Source organism: Nocardia sp. NBC_01503 (genome assembly GCF_036327755.1).
Taxonomy (GTDB): Bacteria; Actinomycetota; Actinomycetes; order Mycobacteriales; family Mycobacteriaceae; genus Nocardia.
On record NZ_CP109596.1, the window covers coordinates 8,280,216 to 8,297,125 of the forward strand.

19 protein-coding genes are annotated in these 16,910 nt (G+C 66.2%); 10 read left to right on the forward strand and 9 right to left on the reverse strand.

Annotation, left to right across the window (positions count from 1 at the left end; all coding sequences use genetic code 11):
* Position 1: 1 nt before the first annotated feature.
* From OHB26_RS38380 to OHB26_RS38395, 4 genes are all read right to left on the reverse strand, one after another.
* Positions 2-793 (reverse strand): bestrophin-like domain, encoded by a 792-nt coding sequence (locus tag OHB26_RS38380; protein ID WP_330182131.1) that lies wholly within the window; start codon positions 791-793, stop codon positions 2-4.
* A gap of 122 nt (positions 794-915) precedes the next feature.
* Positions 916-1,659, reverse strand: a complete 744-nt coding sequence (locus OHB26_RS38385) for an adenosylcobinamide-GDP ribazoletransferase (protein ID WP_330182132.1) — start codon at positions 1,657-1,659, stop codon at positions 916-918.
* Between the two features lie 318 nt (positions 1,660-1,977).
* Entirely contained in the window at positions 1,978-3,945 is a 1,968-nt protein-coding gene (cobT, locus tag OHB26_RS38390; RefSeq protein WP_330182133.1) for a nicotinate-nucleotide--dimethylbenzimidazole phosphoribosyltransferase, read from the reverse strand.
* A 46-nt stretch (positions 3,946-3,991) separates the two neighbouring features.
* Positions 3,992-4,960 (reverse strand): GlxA family transcriptional regulator, encoded by a 969-nt coding sequence (locus OHB26_RS38395; protein ID WP_330182134.1) that lies wholly within the window; start codon positions 4,958-4,960, stop codon positions 3,992-3,994.
* Positions 4,961-5,046: 86 nt separating this feature from the next.
* On the opposite strand from OHB26_RS38395, the gene OHB26_RS38400 reads away from it, so the two are divergent.
* Together OHB26_RS38400 and OHB26_RS38405 are read left to right on the forward strand one after the other, a co-directional pair.
* A complete protein-coding gene (locus tag OHB26_RS38400) occupies positions 5,047-5,169 on the forward strand; it encodes a hypothetical protein (RefSeq protein ID WP_330182135.1) in 123 nt (40 codons plus the stop codon).
* The gene (locus OHB26_RS38405) at positions 5,166-5,396 is read left to right on the forward strand and encodes a hypothetical protein (RefSeq protein WP_330182136.1); all 231 of its coding nucleotides are present in this window, start codon (positions 5,166-5,168) and stop codon (positions 5,394-5,396) included. The genes OHB26_RS38400 and OHB26_RS38405 overlap by 4 nt, the downstream gene beginning before the upstream one ends.
* A gap of 197 nt (positions 5,397-5,593) precedes the next feature.
* On the opposite strand, the gene OHB26_RS38410 is transcribed toward OHB26_RS38405, so the two are convergent.
* Positions 5,594-6,247, reverse strand: coding sequence for a DUF3043 domain-containing protein (locus OHB26_RS38410; RefSeq protein ID WP_330182137.1), 654 nt, complete (start codon positions 6,245-6,247; stop codon positions 5,594-5,596).
* 198 nt (positions 6,248-6,445) lie between these two features.
* Between OHB26_RS38410 and OHB26_RS38415 the strand changes: the two genes are divergently transcribed.
* The 4 genes from OHB26_RS38415 (at position 6,446) to OHB26_RS38430 (ending at position 10,380) form a co-directional block, all read left to right on the forward strand.
* Positions 6,446-6,796, forward strand: coding sequence for a HesB/IscA family protein (locus OHB26_RS38415; protein WP_067565240.1), 351 nt, complete (start codon positions 6,446-6,448; stop codon positions 6,794-6,796).
* A gap of 411 nt (positions 6,797-7,207) precedes the next feature.
* The gene (locus tag OHB26_RS38420; protein WP_330182138.1) at positions 7,208-8,179 is read left to right on the forward strand and encodes a carbohydrate kinase family protein; all 972 of its coding nucleotides are present in this window, start codon (positions 7,208-7,210) and stop codon (positions 8,177-8,179) included.
* 129 nt (positions 8,180-8,308) lie between these two features.
* Positions 8,309-9,415 (forward strand): homoserine O-acetyltransferase/O-succinyltransferase family protein, encoded by a 1,107-nt coding sequence (locus tag OHB26_RS38425; protein ID WP_330182139.1) that lies wholly within the window; start codon positions 8,309-8,311, stop codon positions 9,413-9,415.
* A 251-nt stretch (positions 9,416-9,666) separates the two neighbouring features.
* A complete protein-coding gene (locus OHB26_RS38430) occupies positions 9,667-10,380 on the forward strand; it encodes an MBL fold metallo-hydrolase (RefSeq protein WP_330182140.1) in 714 nt (237 codons plus the stop codon).
* A 176-nt stretch (positions 10,381-10,556) separates the two neighbouring features.
* Here OHB26_RS38430 and OHB26_RS38435 read toward each other — a convergent pair whose 3' ends face one another.
* Together OHB26_RS38435 and gcvT are read right to left on the reverse strand one after the other, a co-directional pair.
* Positions 10,557-11,657, reverse strand: coding sequence for a branched-chain amino acid aminotransferase (locus tag OHB26_RS38435; protein WP_330182141.1), 1,101 nt, complete (start codon positions 11,655-11,657; stop codon positions 10,557-10,559).
* A gap of 163 nt (positions 11,658-11,820) precedes the next feature.
* Entirely contained in the window at positions 11,821-12,921 is a 1,101-nt protein-coding gene (gcvT, locus tag OHB26_RS38440; protein WP_330182142.1) for a glycine cleavage system aminomethyltransferase GcvT, read from the reverse strand.
* A gap of 114 nt (positions 12,922-13,035) precedes the next feature.
* Between gcvT and OHB26_RS38445 the strand changes: the two genes are divergently transcribed.
* The 4 genes from OHB26_RS38445 to OHB26_RS38460 are packed head-to-tail and all read left to right on the forward strand — an operon-like array spanning position 13,036 to position 15,371.
* Positions 13,036-13,356, forward strand: coding sequence for a type VII secretion target (locus tag OHB26_RS38445; protein WP_330182143.1), 321 nt, complete (start codon positions 13,036-13,038; stop codon positions 13,354-13,356).
* A 4-nt stretch (positions 13,357-13,360) separates the two neighbouring features.
* Positions 13,361-14,767: a hypothetical protein gene (locus tag OHB26_RS38450; RefSeq protein WP_330182144.1), complete on the forward strand. Its 1,407-nt coding sequence runs from the start codon at positions 13,361-13,363 to the stop codon at positions 14,765-14,767.
* Positions 14,767-15,078, forward strand: a complete 312-nt coding sequence (locus OHB26_RS38455) for a hypothetical protein (RefSeq protein WP_330182145.1) — start codon at positions 14,767-14,769, stop codon at positions 15,076-15,078. The genes OHB26_RS38450 and OHB26_RS38455 overlap by 1 nt, the downstream gene beginning before the upstream one ends.
* A complete protein-coding gene (locus OHB26_RS38460; RefSeq protein ID WP_330182146.1) occupies positions 15,075-15,371 on the forward strand; it encodes a hypothetical protein in 297 nt (98 codons plus the stop codon). The genes OHB26_RS38455 and OHB26_RS38460 overlap by 4 nt, the downstream gene beginning before the upstream one ends.
* A 21-nt stretch (positions 15,372-15,392) precedes the next feature.
* Here the strand turns inward: OHB26_RS38460 and OHB26_RS38465 are convergent, their stop codons facing one another.
* Positions 15,393-16,346: an exonuclease domain-containing protein gene (locus OHB26_RS38465; protein WP_330185915.1), complete on the reverse strand. Its 954-nt coding sequence runs from the start codon at positions 16,344-16,346 to the stop codon at positions 15,393-15,395.
* A 2-nt stretch (positions 16,347-16,348) separates the two neighbouring features.
* Positions 16,349-16,762: a hypothetical protein gene (locus OHB26_RS38470; RefSeq protein WP_330182147.1), complete on the reverse strand. Its 414-nt coding sequence runs from the start codon at positions 16,760-16,762 to the stop codon at positions 16,349-16,351.
* Positions 16,763-16,910 lie beyond the last annotated feature (148 nt).

The window sequence follows — 16,910 nt, forward strand, 5'->3', positions numbered from 1 at the left end:
CTCAGCGCGGCAATCCGGTCGGCGTGGCACCGGAGACAATGTGCTGGAACCGCGACAGCGCCAGCTCATAGGCATCCCTGGAGACCGTGTTCCCGCCCGCGAACGGCCGATCCAGCTGGTACACGGCCAGAATCACCGCACCGACCACGACACCGAAGAGTCCGGTCATGATCACGCTGCGCTTGGTGACGACCACACCGGAGAAGACCGTGCCCAGCAGCAGCATGCCGGTGCCGAACCACAGCGCCACGTAAAGGAAAGTGGGCAAACGGTATTCGGCATCCATCCCGCGGTCGTAGCGAGCGTCCGCGACCGCGTCGAGCCCGGTATCGATCTTGTCCTGAATATCCTTCACACTCGGATCGGCGGTCGGCAGCGCCGAGACGGCCGCGCGCAGATCGTCGAAGGTGTCCTGGGTGTTCTGGCTGAGCTTGGCGTCACGGCTCATCACCTGCCACTCCTCGCCGACCACCCGCGCGGTGTAGTCGTGCACCAGCCCCTGCACCTGTGCGCGTTCGGAATCGGGCAGATCATTCGCCGCCTCGTATACCGCGAGGAGCGCCTTGGCCTCGGTGACGGTGTGCGAATGCGAATTGTCGTACTGCTGCCACAGGATGACGACAATGAACGCGACGATCGCCGCGAAGAACATATTCACCAGATCCAGCACCATGGTGCTGGATGCCTCATCGTCACTGTGCCGCCACGACTTCGGCCGCACCCGATCCCCCACCAGGAAGACCGTCACGGCCACGACCGCGAACAGCGCGAGCACACCCAATTGCAATGCCATACTCGGCTCCGCCTCCCAGTCCCCGGGCAACTTCGATCACGAGTTATTCGCGGCCACGGGGCGGTCGGATTGTGCCGGGCGACCAACTGTTATGAGAGACGGCGATCCCCGGCACGCCGAACTCAGGTCAGGGTGAAGACTCCGGCCGCGAGAGTGACGGCGAGTTCCAGTGCGGCGCCTAGGACATCGCCATTGAGACCGCCGAATCTACGCACGCAGTGGCGCACCAGGACCAGCGACAAAACGAGCGCGGCGAGCACACCGATCGGGCCGAGCCACCAGTGGCCACCGGCGAAAACCGATGCCAACAGGGCGATTCCAGCCCAGAACAATCCGATCAGCGGGCCCTGTGTGCCCGCGACCAAGGCTCCGAATCCGGCTCCTGGCGCAGCCTCGATGCCCCGACGGCAGGCCAGGACCACCGCGACCCGCCCCACCGCGACCGCCGACACAATCGCCATCGATCGCCCGTCCTGCGCGAGCGCCGCGAACGAAACCGCTTGAATCGCAATCACGAAGATCAGCGCCGCGACTCCGAATGGACCGGCCCCGCCACTCTTCATGATCTCGCGCGCACGCTCCGGCGGCCCATAGCTGCCGAGCCCATCCATGGTGTCGGCGAGCCCGTCGATATGCATCCCGCGCGTAATCAACGCCAGCCCCGCCACCGCCACGAACCCGGCGAGCAACCAAGGGGCTCCGGCCGCGCCGAGCGCCCACATGACCCCGGCCGCGCCGACCCCGAGCAACGCTCCCACCACGGGAGCCCACCCGATAGCTCGTCCGGCGGCCGCGCGATCCACCTCGTCCGGTCCACGCACGGGCAGCACCGTCAACCACGAAACCGCCAGCCGCAGCCCGTTCACGAACGCCTACGCGCCAGCGGAACTTCCGCCGTGCGCGACGTCGGCACAGCGATCAACGGACACACGACCGGCAGTTCCGCCACTGTCCTACTGAGCTGTGCGGCATGAAGTCGCCCCGTCATCCCGGCGCGCTTTTGGCCGGGATCCATCGAAACCTGTTGGACCATAGCCGGTGCGGATCCCGGCCAAAAGCCTGCCGGGACGACGAGAGGCGGCATTGCGCGTCGAATCTCGGTAGTCGTCATCGACGGCCCCACCACCGACCTCCGCACGATCCACGGCCAGCCGTTGACGCCTGCCCGATCGGCATCAGGCCGATCATGCGCGGTCGGCGGCTTCGCTGTCGGCCAGATCGTCGGCGGTGCTGACTCCGGCCTGGGCGAAGGTCGCCATTTCGGCGAGGGTCGCGACGGCGGCGCGCAGGACGGGCAGCGCGGTTACCGCGCCGGAGCCTTCGCCGAGGCGCATATTCATCTCGACGAGCGGCTCGAGCTGCAACTTCTCCAGGGCGATGGTGTGCGACGGCTCGCTCGAGCGATGGCCCGCCACCCACCATTCGCGCGCACCCAACGCCAGCTGGTTCGCGACGAGCGCGGCGGCGGTGACCACCACGCCATCGAGAATCACCGGGGTGCGGCGGGCGGCGGCGCGCGCGAGGAATCCGGCCATGGCGGCCAGATCCGCGCCACCGGCTATGCGCAGCAGGGCAATCGGGTCCTTGACCTCCGGCCGCGCGCGCCACATGGCGTCGCGGATCGCGGCGGTCTTGCGAATCCACCCGGCATCGTCGACACCGGTGCCACGACCGACCGCCACCACCGGTTCGGTATCGGTGATCGTCGCGATCAGGACGGTCGCGGGCGTCGTGTTCCCGATGCCCATATCACCGGCGATGAGAAGGTCCGCGCCGGAATCGATCTCCTCGTCGGCGATGGCGGCACCGGCCGCGAGCGCGGCCTGGACCTCGGCCTCGCTCAGCGCGTCCTCGCGATCGATGGATCCACTCGACCGCCGCACCTTGTGCCGTGAAATCTCCGGAGACGTATCCCCCTGCACCGCGATGTCTTCCACCCGCACCGTGGCATCGGCCAACCGCGCCAGCACATTCACCGCGGCCCCACCGGCCAGGAAGGTGGCGACCATCTGCGCGGTCACCTCACTCGGATAGGCCGAAACACCATGCGCCGCAACGCCATGATCGCCCGCGAACACCACAATCCGCGCCCGCTCGAACTGCTTGGGCGGGCAGAGGCCCTGGCAGGCCGCCACCCAATTGCCCAGAGTCTCCAGCCGCCCCAACGCCCCGGCTGGCTTGGTCAGCTCCAGCTGCCGCCCTTCAGCGGCCGACCGCACCCCGGCGTCCGGCCCCGGCACGGGTCCGAACGAGATCCGTACCGGCTTCGAAAGACTCATGGCCCCGGCAACACTCGCCGCACCAGCGACATCGACCGCACCCTGAGCGGCATCGAGCCCGGCCGTCGACCCCACGACCACCGTGTGAGCGTCCCCGGCAGCCACAGCCTGATCCGCATGCGCAGCAGAATGATCCACCGCGCTCCCACCGGCGGCGGTCACAGCCGTCGAATCCACTGCGGCGCTGCCCGGGGAGGCGGCCGAGTCCGCTTGTGCGGCAGGAGCATCCGCCACGCTGGCGGCGGGCGCACCCGGCACGACCGCGGCCGACTGAGCATCCGCGGTCGCGGCGGCGTCGGTGAGAGCTGCGCCCGAGACGAAAGCACGATCGGGTTTGACGCGCATCGCCTGACCCGCGACCACGAGGTACACCTCATCGCAGAGCTGCGCCAGGCGCTGATTCAGCGCACCGAGCTCATCGCGGAACAGCCGCCCGGAGTGGGTGGCGGGAATGACGCCGAGCCCGACCTCCGGGCTCACGATAATGAGGCGTTCGGGGTACTCGGCCACGGCGGCGACCAGCGAGTCCACCTCGGGCGCGATGGTCCCGCGCGGCGATTCCCAGGCCTGGCGCGCATCGATACGAGCGGTCAGCCAGGTACCGAGATCGTCGACAAGGGTGGCCGGAACGGCCTGGGCCAGCGCCGCGACCGGATCACCCTCCACCACGGTCCAATTCGCGGGTCGCCGGACCCGGTGTGCCGCAATGCGTTCGGCGAAATCCGCATCCTCGGGGTCCGGGATCGCGGTCGCGATATATCGCACCGCCTCCGAGGCAACCAACTGTTCCGCGAAAGCCGACTTCCCGGACCGGGCTCCACCGAGCACCAGCGTCCGTAGCGGTCGATCGGTTGACTGAGCACTGTGCGACACGTCAGCACGGTATCAACAGCCCGCACTCCCGCACCGACTAGGCACGCTATGCGCTGCGCACCCCACCGAATCGGCGTCGATATTCCGCGGGGGCGATACCGACCAGGCGCTGGAAGTGGTGGCGCAGCAGTGCGCCGGAGCCGAATCCGCAGTGGTGGGCGACGGTTTCCAAATCCATATCGGTGTCCTCGAGCAACTGCTTGGCATGCAGAATGCGCTGCCCGGTCAACCATTTCACCGGGGTGGTGCCGGTCTCGGCGGCGAATTTGCGGGCGAAGGTGCGGGTGGACATATTCGAGCGCGCGGAGAGCGATTCGACCGTATGCGGTAGTTCCAGGTTCTTCTCCAGCCAGTGCAGCGTCTCGCTGAGGCTGTCCGAGCTGCAATCCACCACGGGCCGCTCGATGAATTGCCGCTGTCCGCCGTCCCGCTGCGGCGGCACCACCATGCGCCGGGCGATGGCATTGGCGACCGAACTGCCGAGTTCGCGCCGCACCAGATGCAGGCAGGCATCGATCCCGGCGGCCGTCCCGGCGCTGGTGATCAGATTGCCCTCGTCCACGAACAGCACATCGGGATCGACGGTGGCGAGCGGAAACCGTTCGGCCAGTTGATCGACGTACCGCCAGTGCGTGGTGCATTTGCGCCCGTCGAGCAGTCCGGCCTCACCCGCGAGGAACGCCCCGGAGCACACCGTCAAGACGGTGGCACCGTGCTGCGACGCGTCCCGCACCGCATCCACGACCCGCGGGTCCATCGCCCCTTCGGTCGAGTAGGGAAAGGCCGGAATCGCCACCAGATCCGCGTCCCGCAGCTCTTCCAGTCCGTATTGCGCGGTCACCGATATCCCCGGCGAACTGGACGCGAGCAGCTTACCCGGATCGGCTCCGCAGACGCGGAAGTCGAAGGGCGGCAGTCCGTCCGCGGTCCGATCCAGCCCGAAAACCTCACAGACCACGCCGAATTCGAACATGGCGAGGCGTTCGTTCAGTACGACCGCGACCTTCGAGAGCATGCCCCCACCATACCTGGCTGAATCTTTGCGATCAATGTCAGAACAGCCACTGTTGGCAGTAACCGCATTGGAGAAAACTTACTGCCATGCAAGCGATAACCGCAATCACCGCAGCCGGAACCGCGATGAGCGCACTCGGATATCTCACCTACGCCGCCATGGCATGGGACACAACCGATTCCACCGACGAAGGCGAGGCACGCGCATGACCACCATCAGCACCGGGTTCGTATCCCCGACCCGCAGCACCACCGAACACAAGGCATCCGCGATGTTCACCAGGTTCTTCACCCTCTTCGCCGCCGCCGGGCGTGCGGTCCCCTTCCACCGCGAATCCGGTTGGGGCCGCATCGGATCCACCGGCATCACCGACCGTGACCAGGCCCGCGCCGCGCTCGAACTGAGCGCCATCGCCTCCATGCGCGAGCACGGCTGATGAGCTGGCTGGCAGCGGCCCTGGTCGGTCCCGCACCGCGGCACTGGGGCACCACGGCGACATCGGTCCGCTTCGGCGACGAACGACCACACCACCCGCCCGAACCACCACCCTCGTGTCGCAGCGCGAGTGGTGAATCCACCAACAACTGAGGGCCGCCGAATGATTCGGCGGCCCTCGTCGTCTCAATGCTGCGACTAGATGCTGTCCCCCGCGCTGACCCGCGGCTTCGGCGCACGCATGCGGCGAATCTGCGAGGCGCGCACGAACGAGTACCAGCCCAGCGAGAAGCTCGAATCGGTGGCATCCGGGAAGCGCTCACGCACCCGCTTGTTCACGATGCGACCGAGAATGATGCCCTCGATGATCATGAAGACCATCATCACCAGCATTGCCAGCGTCACGATCGCCTGGAGTGCGGGCGAGAGAATCATGCTCAGAATCAGCACGAGCGCAAGGGGCATGAACAAACCGAGCAGATTGCGGCGCGCGTCGACGATGTCACGCACATAACCCTTCACCGGCCCCTTGTCGCGCGGCAGCAGGTACTGCTCCTCACCGGCGAGCATGCGCGCGCGGCGATCCTGCGTCGCGGCCTTGCGCTCGGCCGCGTCGACCTTGCGCTCGGCCCGCGAACCACGCAGCTCCTTGCGACGCGCACGCGCTTCCTTCGAGGTCAGCGGCGCGGGTGCGACCGGCCCGCGACGGCGGGCCTCGGCCTCACGGCGCTTGGGAGTGGGCCGCCCCTTACCGGCGGTCGACGGCCGGTCCTGGACCGTCGCGGCGCCACCGGCATCGACGGCGGAGGTGTCGGAGGTGGTGTCGGAATCGCCACGGCGCAGGAACTTCACGGCGACCAGGCTATTCGATGACCTGTCCGCCGGAAAAACCTGGTCCGCCCATCTTTGATATCCCAGCGGTGGCGCGGCCGCTCCGCCGACAGAATCACCGCCGCGTAGGATTGGGAATAGTCGTCCGCGAAGAGGCGTTGACACGCATCGAGCCGTGCCCCTTCTCACGGGTTGAAAACAGGTCCTTTAGGAGAGTTCATGACTGTGCAGAACGAGACCACCACTCACGGTGCGACTCTGACGGACGCCGCTGCCGCCAAGGCGAAGGCGCTGCTCGACCAGGAGGGCCGCGACGACCTCGCGCTGCGGATCGCCGTGCAGCCCGGTGGCTGTGCCGGTCTGCGCTACCAGCTCTTCTTCGATGATCGTTCGCTCGACGGCGATCTGGTTGTCGAGTTCGGTGGCGTCAAGCTCGCCGTCGACCGCATGAGCGCCCCGTACATCCAGGGCGCCTCGATCGACTTCGTCGACACCATCGAGAAGCAGGGCTTCACCATCGACAACCCGAACGCCACCGGCTCCTGCGCCTGCGGCGACAGCTTCAACTGATCTGACGCATCCAGCGCGGAACATTCCTTGACAGGAGGTTCCGCGCTGTTGCATGTCCGAACAGAACGGACCCCACCCACTTCGGGAGTCCAGGGCAGCACCCCTGCCAACTCCAGGAGACCGGAGGCAGCACCCCTGCCAACTCCAGGAGACCGGAGGCAGCACCCCTGCCAACTCCAGGAGACCGGAGGCAGCACCCCTGCCAACTCCGGGGGTCCGGGGGCAGCGCCCCTGGAATGCTCCTGGGGGTTCGGGGGCGAAGCCCCTGAGAGCCCCGAGAGTTGGGTTTCCCCGTCTCGGACAGTGTATTTTCAAGGTGCGGACCTGTCGGTTCGCCCAATCCACCCGGCCCCGCGTCTGCCCCGTCTCGTATAGGTGTGCGCAGCGCACGTCACCGAAGGATCGACACCCGTGACCATCGCCGTGTCCGCCTCCATTGCGACCGACCATCTCATGCGCTTCCCGGGGAAATTCTCCGATGTACTGCTCGCCGACCAGTTGCAGCATGTATCCCTGAGCTTCCTCGTCGACGACCTGGTTATCCGCCGCGGCGGCGTGGCGGGCAATATCGCCTACGCCATGGGCCTGCTCGGCCAGACCCCGCTGCTGGTCGGCGCGGTCGGCCCCGACTTCGGTGACTACCGGCAATGGCTGGAGTCCAACGGCGTCGACTGCTCCGCCGTGCACACCTCCACCGAGGCGCACACCGCGCGTTTCGTCTGCACCACCGATGAGTCCATGGCGCAGATCGCCTCGTTCTATCCGGGCGCGATGAGCGAGGCCCGCGAAATCTCCATCGGCGAGCTGGCCGCGGACCGCGACCTCGAACTGGTGCTCGTCGGCGCGAACGATCCCGACGCCATGGTGCTGCACACCGAACAGTGCCGCGCCGCGGGCATCCCCTTCGCCGCCGACCCGTCCCAGCAGCTGGCCCGCCTGGACGGTGAACAGGCGCTCTCGCTCATCGACGGTGCCGCCTACCTGTTCACCAATGAGTACGAGTGGGGCCTGCTGGTGCAGAAGACCGGCCTCACCGAAGCCGAAATCGGTGAGCGCGTTGGCATTCGGGTGACGACCCTCGGCTCCAAGGGCGCCAAGATCGTCGACAAGGACGGCACCGAACTCCACGTCGACGTGGTTCCCGACAATGCCAAGGTCGACCCCACCGGCGTCGGCGACGGCTTCCGCGCGGGCTTCCTCACCGGCCACACCGCGGGCCTGTCCCTCGAGCGCTCGGCCCAGTTGGGTTCGCTCATCGCCGTTCTCATCCTGGAGACCATCGGCACCCAGGAATGGACCCTGGACAAGGACGTCGCCCTCAAGCGCCTGCGCGAGGCGTACGGTCCCGAAGCGGCTTCCGAGATCGAACATATTCTTCGCTGAAACCTGCTCGACAAGTTCGTACCGCACGCTGATCAAGTGATCGGCGTGCGGTTCTTTTTGCGCGAGAACCGGACCTGATCACCGCGGTTCATTCGCGTTCTTCTGCCAGCGCTTCTTTCGAAGGACCTGATGATGGTGGTACGGGTCGGCGTCGTGGATCTGCTTTCACTTCGGCCGGACAGCATGACGAAACGCGTATTCGTCGAGGCGGTGCGCGGAGCGACCGAACGGCTCGGGTGGGTGATGCCGGAGTCGCCGTTCGATGGTGATGCGCCGACTGCGCGAGGCACGGAAACCACTCTCGGCCAGAGTAATTCGCCCGGTGTTGCGCTAGCCGAGCTCGGCGGACTCGACGATGTCGGCGCGCGGGTGGAGCTGACTTGCTTCGGGATCGATCCGCTCGGTTCGCCCGACGCGGTCGACTGGCCCGCACTGGCCGCGATGGACGCGCTGATCATCAGCGGCAGTGAGCCCACCGCGACCGATATCGCGGATGAACCATGCCTGGCGATCATCGAGCGGCTGCTGCGGGAGTGCTCGGGCACCGCCTCGCTGCTGTTCTCGTGCCAATCCGCGCATGCCGCGCTGTATCTGCTGCACGGGTTGCGCCGCCAGCGGCTGACGGAGCGCTGCCATGGTGTTTTCGATCATCGGGTTCAGCTAGCACCGGGAGCTCTCGGACTTGGTGAAATAAATTCTGCCGCAGCGGATTTCGCGAACGGTCCGGAGGCCGTACTGACAGCGGGACTCACCACGCCTGTGCGCGCGCCACATTCGCGGTGGAATGTGATGACCTCGGCAGACGTGCGTTCGGCCGGACTCACCGTGCTCCTCGATTCCGAGGAAGCGGAATGGCAGTTGGCCATCGGCCCCGAAGGGCTGCGGCACGTCTTCATACAGGGCCATCCCGAATATCTGCCGGACACCGTTGCCCGCGAGTATCGCCGGGACCTGCGTCGTTGGATCGCCGATCAGACGCTGCCATTCCCTCTGATTCCGGTGGGGTACTTCCCGGCCGAGGTGCACGAGCGACTCACCGCGCATGCCGAATCGGTGCGCATCCATCGCGACCCGGCCCTGCTCGACGCACTGATGCTGCCCGCGGATCACACCGAAGTGGCCCGCGACTGGTCCACACATTCGCAGACGTTCTTCGCGAATTGGCTGGAAGCCGTGCGGGATCGGCGCATACCGAAACGCGGGAGCGCGCTGTCGTCGTCGGAACCCGCCTACTGAGGTATGAGGAGAGCGCGTCTCCGTCGTCGTCCCCGCACGCCCGTCCGTCATCCCCGCATGCCTACCTGCCATCACGGCGTGCTCACCCGTCATCCCGGCATGCTTTTGGCCGGGATCCACACAGGTCCCATACGCAGCACACCAGCCCCCGGCCGAGACGGAGCCTGCGTCTCGAGCAAGTCTGGGCGACGGTCCAACTTCGGTGGGGGTCCGGCACATTCAATCGTGTCCGAGGCAATAGGGTGTTCGCTATGGCCTCGGACCGTTTGTATTTTCGTCAGCTGCTCGCGGGTCGCGACTGGGCGGTCGGTGATCCGATCGCCACGCAGATGCGGAACTTCGCGTACCTGATCGGCGATCGGGAGACCGGCGACTGCGTGGTGGTCGACCCGGCGTACGCCGCCGCGGACCTGGTGGAGATCGCCGAGGCCGACGGGATGCGGCTGTCGGGTGTGCTGGCCACGCATCATCATCCCGATCATGTCGGCGGCACCATGCTCGGCTTCACGCTCAGCGGAGTGAAGGAGCTGCTGGAGAAGGTCTCCGTGCCGGTGCACGTCAATGCCGAGGAGCTGCCGTGGGTCGCGAATGTCACCGGGATCGCGCCCAGTGAACTGACCGGGCACGCGCACGGGGATAAGGTCGCGGTCGGCGGATTCGAGATCGAGCTGCTGCACACACCCGGACATACGCCGGGTAGCCAGTGCTTCCTCTTCCAGGATCGGCTGATCGCGGGCGACACCCTGTTCGTCGATGGCTGCGGCCGCACCGACTTCCCCGGCGGCAACTCCGAGGATATGTTCCACAGCCTGCGCTCTTTGGCCGCGCTGCAAGGCAATCCGGTGGTGTACCCGGGTCACTGGTACTCCGAGGAGCCGAGCGCCGAGCTGACCAAGATCGTCGAGAAGAACTACGTCATGCGGCCGAAGACCTTGGACGAGTGGCAGATGTTCATACCCAGCTGATTTCGGTTGCGGGCGGCCAGGCGCGGCGGCCCGCGCGCTGACGGCTCGAGCAACATCGGCCCCAGGCCGGCGGGGGTGGAGACCTGCTCGGCGACGAATGCGTCAGGCCGCTTCTCCGAAAACGCAACGCCCGCTCCGAATCCCATTCGGAGCGGGCGTTTTCACGTGTGCGGGCGTTACGCCATGGTGCGCAGCCAGCCGTGGCTGTCGGCGAAGGTTCCGCGCTGGATACCGGTGAGGGTGTCCCGCAGCGCCATGGTGACCTCGCCCGGTTCGCCTCCGCCGATGACGAATTCGCCCTCGGCGGACTTCACCGTGCCGACCGGGGTGATCACCGCGGCGGTACCGCAGGCGAAAACCTCCGAGATTTCCCCGTTTTCAGCACCCTTGCGCCACTCGTCGACCGAAATCTTGCGCTCCTCAACGGGATACCCGGAATCGGCGGCAAGGGTGAGCAGCGAATCGCGGGTGATACCCGGCAGCAGCGAGCCGGACAGCTCCGGCGTCACCAACCGCGCCTGCGAGCCGGTGCCGAAGACGAAGAAGAGGTTATTGGTGCCCATCTCCTCGACGTACGCGCGCTCGATGGCATCGAGCCACACGACCTGATCACAGCCCTCTTCGGAGGCTTGCTTCTGCGCCAGCAGCGAGGAGGCGTAGTTACCCGCGACCTTCGCCTCACCGGTACCGCCCGGGGCGGCACGCACGTATTCGGTCGACAGCCACACCTTCACCGGCTTCACACCGCGCGGGAAGTACGCGCCCGCAGGCGAACCCAGCAGCAGGTACTTGTACGCGGCGGCGGGCTTCACACCCAGTCCGGCCTCGGTGGCGAACATGAACGGCCGCAGGTACAGCGACTCCTCACCACCGGCGGGCGGGACCCACGCGGAGTCGACTTCCAGCAGCTGACGCACGGATTCGATGAACAGCTCATCGGGCAGCTCGGCCATGGCCATGCGCGCCGCCGAGCGACGGAATCGCGCCGCATTGGCATCGACGCGGAAGGTCGCGATGCTGCCATCGGCCTGCCGGTACGCCTTCAACCCCTCGAAGATGGCCTGCCCGTAGTGGAACACCATGGTCGCCGGGTCCATGGACAGCGGTCCGTACGGTTCGACCTGCGGGTTCACCCACTCTCCATCGCGGTAGTCGATGGACACCATGTGATCGGTGAAGAACCGCCCGAATCCAGGGGCCGCGAGAATCTCCCGCCGTCGCTCCGCCGAGGTGGGCGCGGGGTGCGAGGTGCGGGTGAACTGCGCGGCGACTGTCATGACGGCGAGTTTAATTTGCCGGTCCAGCGGACACGCCGCCACCCACCCACCGGCCGGAAGTCGTGGCGTTTCGCCTGCGGGTCACCCGGCTTTTTCGTGCACTTGCCACCATCTTCAGGCGGAAAACCACCCATCCGAAGCGGCAAGTGCACGATTAGGACAGTTACGCGGTGTGCGGTTCCACGAACGGCGGCTTGACGACCTCACACTTGATGCGGCGACCACGCACATCGACCTCGACCTCATCGCCGGGTTCGATCTTCGCGGCGGTATCGAGCAGCGCGAGCGCGATACCCACCTTGAGGCTCGGCGAGAACGTGCCGGAGGTGGTCTCACCGACCTGCTCGTCTCCGCGCATCACGGCCTGCCCCTGGCGCAGCACGCCACGATCGATTGCCTTGAGCCCCAGCAGCAGTCGCCGCGGACCGGCCGCCTTCTCCTGCTCCAACGCTTCCTTACCCCAGAACTCCGGCTTCTTCCAGCCGACAGCCCAGCCGGTGCGCGCCTGCAACGGCGAAATGTCAACGGAGAGTTCGTGTCCGTGCAGCGGGTAACCCATTTCGGTGCGCAGGGTATCGCGCGCGCCGAGCCCGGCGGCCTGACCACCCGCGGCTTCGACCTGCGTCACCAGCGCCCGGAACACCGCCTCAGCATCATCCCACTTCGGCAGCAATTCGTACCCGTGCTCACCGGTGTAGCCGGTCCGGCACACGCGCACCGGCCGCCCCTCCCACTCGGCGTCGGCGTACGCCATGTACTCCATATCGGTCGGCAACCCCAGCGCCGCAAGCACTTCCGCCGACTTCGGCCCCTGCACCGCGAACACCGCATACCCGCGATGCTCATCGGTCACGGTGATGCCCTCGGGCGCCTGCTTCTTCAACTCGGCGACAACGGCCGCGGTATTGGCCGCATTCGGCACCAGGAAGATCTCGTCATCACTCACGTAATAGGCGATGAGGTCATCGATCACGCCACCCTCGGGCGTGCAGCACAACGTGTACTGCGCCTTCCCCGGGCGAATGCGGTTCAGGTCATTGCTCAACGCCGAGTTCACGAAAGCCGCAGCCCCGGTCCCCTTCACGGTGGCTTTGCCCAGGTGGCTGACATCGAACAGCCCGACAGCGGTCCGAACGGCGGTGTGCTCGCCCACGGTGCCCGCATACGAAACAGGCATCTCCCACCCCCCGAACGGAGCGAACGTCGCCCCGAGCTCGACGTGGACGTTATGGATAGGTCCCTGCAGCAGCTTCTCGTCGGTCACCCGAAGCAGCTTATCGGTCTCCGCACCCACGTTTGTGATGCGGGCAATTCCCCCCACATCGGTCATAGCAACCTGCGATAGAGTCTGCCGGAAGTTTGCAGTTGAGGGAGCACCATGCCATTCGAAGTCAACCCCGACGGCCTCCGCGCCGCCGCGGGCGCGCTTGCCCTGCTCCCCGGCGATATAGACCGCGCTCCCCACCTCGCTGCCGAACCGGTTGCCGCGAAGATGCCCGGGTCCGCCGCGGGAGCCGCCCTCGGCCAATCCGACGCATTGAGCCGTAAGGCGAAGGAAGTCCTGAAGGCGCGTTTCGACGAGTTCTCCACCGCCCTCACCCTCGCCGCCGACACCTACCAGGGCACCGATACCGACGCCGCGAACCGCCTGGCAATGCTCCCCGATATCAACTCCGGCGACCCGCACGCGGGCCGGTGACCTCATGCCCACTCCGCTTCAGGTCCTGAACTGGGACGTATCCGGCTATCGAACAGCCGCCGACAATGCCGCTCACATCGCCGATGCCATTGTAAAAGCCTCCGGCACAATGCATTCCACCATCTATGACCTCTTGTGGAAGGGTGTGGCCCGCCTGGGGGCGGAGGGAGAGGCCGACGCCGAACAAACCCAGATGCGCGCCGTCGCCACCGCATACGACGACCTCGCCGCCGCCTGTGCGGGTGCAGCCGAGGATATGGCGGATCCGATCGCCACCATCAAATCCATCATCCTGAACTACGTCCATCCGCCCGTCTCCATAGGCGACGACTGGTCGATAACGGGTGTGGAGGATTGGGATTCCGAAGCGGGCATCCAACTCTCTCGTTTAGCGAGTTTGGCATCGACCCTGTTCGCCATGGATGCCCAATGGGGCGCGAAGATCACCGAAGCCAACGGCGAATTGGAGGCAATGGCTCCGGCGTCGGCTCTCGCGGCGGCCCAGACCATCGGCCTGTCCGACACAACTTTCGACCCCCGCGCCGACCCCGATCGGCTCCGAACCTCGGCGGCGGCGTTCGAGCAGGTCTTCGGACGGCCACCGACCAGTCCCGCGGATTGGTCGACTGCCGAGGTGCTGAACCCCAAGAGCTACGACCCGAAGTATCAGGGCATCGGACCCGAGATTCGCGTGGTCCGCATCGACCCGGTGCACGGTCAGGGAGTGGTTCGGACGGGTCAATTCATCGAACAACGCGATGTCACCTCCACCCCGAAGGGCGTCAACCCTTTCCCGCGCGATCGCGGCGACAATCGCTCCGCCGATCCCCATTTCGATCCGGAGCACACGCGGGTGACCGCTTACGTCGATTACGAGAACGGCATCGTGGTCATGCGCCAGAACCCATCCGTCGAGCAGAACGACGACGGAACTCCCGGCGAGGTGAAAGTCGCGGCTCCCGAGGGTCGGGTTTGGCAGAACTCGGACGGAGCGGTGCGCTTGCAATACGACGCGGCGAACCCATTCGCACCAAGCGTGGCGAAAAGCCATTCGCCGCTCGGTGACCATACGATCACCGTGAACGGCGATCTGGTCTTCACTCCCGGAGCCGACGGAGTCCGGGTCGATGGAACACGGACCGATTACCCGTCACTGGAGGTCTACCAGGACCGGCCGAATGGGCAGAGCAGCACCATTGCCATCGATTCGGCCGTGACCGGCAGATCCTGGGGTCCGGCAGTGAACCTGCCGTTCCATCACGACATCGGTTCGGGTGCAAAGGCTTTCTCGGACTTTTATGACTGGAACCCGGTCTCCGATACCAAGACCGCGATCAGACCGTCCGCGGAGCTCGGCCCCGTCACCGCGCCACCGCACGCCCCGGTACCCATAGCCAAAGGAATGATCTGATGTCGCAGCGATCAGCGCCGGACGAACGGTATTGGAGGACGGCGACCTTCGGGATTGCCGCGCTTCTCGTCCTGCAGTCGGCGGTATTCGCGGTGAGCGTCGCGGTTATCGACCTCGACGGCCCGGACTTTCCCCTCCGGGCGTTCCTGATAACGACGGGCATCAGCGCGTTGGCCGCTCTGCTGTTGCTGTGGCAACTGACCGGGTCGAACCGGGCCATCGCATGGGCGGCCTTCGCGACCACCGGAACATGGCTTGCGGCAACAGTCTTCGAAATTCTCCTCTACAGCGGCGTAGGGATCGTGTGGTGACGGCATTCAACGGACCTGTACCCGGGCATACCCCTCGGTTCGGCCGTGCCTCGTTCATCAGTGCGGCGATCGGTGGATTCCTGAACGTCACATCTCTGTTCAGCCTCGGCTTCGCGTACTTCTTCCTGGGGCTCTTCTTCCTGGTCGAACTGGCGGTTATCGCGGTGCTGTACGGCACCGGCGGTCGAGCGCGGCAGGTCGGTGTCGGGCTCGCGGTCACCTTCCTCAGCACACTGGCCATCATCGTCCTGATGTTGTGCACGGTATGGCTGCGAGACCACTGGATTCGGTGAGTCACCGACCCGCGCTGGCGGTCATGACACCGTCAGGGTTGGCTTGAGCATTGCGAGAAAGTGCTGCTCGTCGAGGACTTCGATGTGTTGTCCTTGGGCTCGGAGTTGGGTGGCGCGGTGGGCCTTGGTCGTGGTGAAGGTTGAAGGGTCTCGGCCGGTGAAGCCGTCGCCGATCACCAGGCAGGTGGTGCGTTTGGTGACGTTCTTGGCGGGGGTGGCGCCGCAGGCGGCGATGATGTTCCAGGCTTCCTGGCGAGTGAGGGTGGTGAGATCGCCTGTGAAGACGATGGTTTGGCCGTGGAGGGGGTGAGTTGGGTCGATGCCGGTGACCTCCGGCAGGACCAGTTCCTCGCGGGCGAAGAAGGTGCGGCGGGGGCGTGGGACTTCCACTCGGAGTGGGGGTTTCGGGCGGGTGCGGTAGGGGCGGTCGGAGCCGAGGCGTTCGAGGTCGTTCAGAGAGGTGATGCCGGTGCGGGCGGACAGGGCCAGGACGATGTCGGCGGCAGCTGTGGCGTCGGCGGCGGCGTTGTGGTGGGCGAGGAGGGAGATGTCGAGAGCTTCGGCTACATCGGGGAGGCGGTAGCTGTCCAGGTCGAGGTGGCGGCGGGACATGGTCAGAGTGCAGGTGAAATCCCAATTCGGAGCGGGGATTTCGCTGTGTCGGCAGGCTTCGCGAATCGCGCCGCTGTCGAACCCGGCATTGTGGGCTACCAGGGGCAGGTCCGCGACGGCTTCGAGGACCTCCGGGAAGCACTCGGCGAAGACGGGTTCATCCGCCACCATCATGGGCGAAATGCCGTGAACGCGAATGTTATGGCGGGAGAAGAAGTCCACGGATCGCGGTGGACGGCACAACCAGGAGTGAGTGGCCAGGCGTATGCCGTCGCGAACGATCGCCACGCCGACGGCGCAGATGCTGCCGCGCGAGGAGTTGGCGGTCTCGACATCCAGGGCCGCGAAGGAGAGTCCGGGCATCGTCACCGCACCACGAGGGGCAGCGGGCGGGCGGCGGGACCTCCTTGTTCGGTCAGGAAATGTCTTGCCACTCGTAAGGATTCGAAGTCCGACCAGGCGTCGGCCAGGCCGGCGATGCCGCGCGCCAAAACCAGTACGTCGTAGACGATTTCATCCACCACACACGGCGCCTGCCGTGCTTGTGCGGGGTGGACGAACTCCGGCCACTCCGGACGGATCGGCTTATTCGACTGTGCTGCTTGATATTCTGTGAACAGCGAGTCCGCGGCCTCGACCTCGGCTTGCGCGGCGGCGAATGTCGCGTCGAGATCCACGACCGCGGCGGTGGCGACTTCCTCCGCAACCCCATCGCACCACACCGCGTCATACCCGGCGGTGAGCGTCCCGACGACCTCCGCGTCATCGGCGGCAACCACCCAAGCGCCCGATAACCGCGAAAGCCCAATCGCTCGACCGACATTCACATGCCAAACGACCAACCGGTCCCCCCTCTTGTCGAGCACTATTACAAGAGACAACACGGTCTGAGTCGCACTGATCATGACGCTCCGAGGTCGCGGCGGA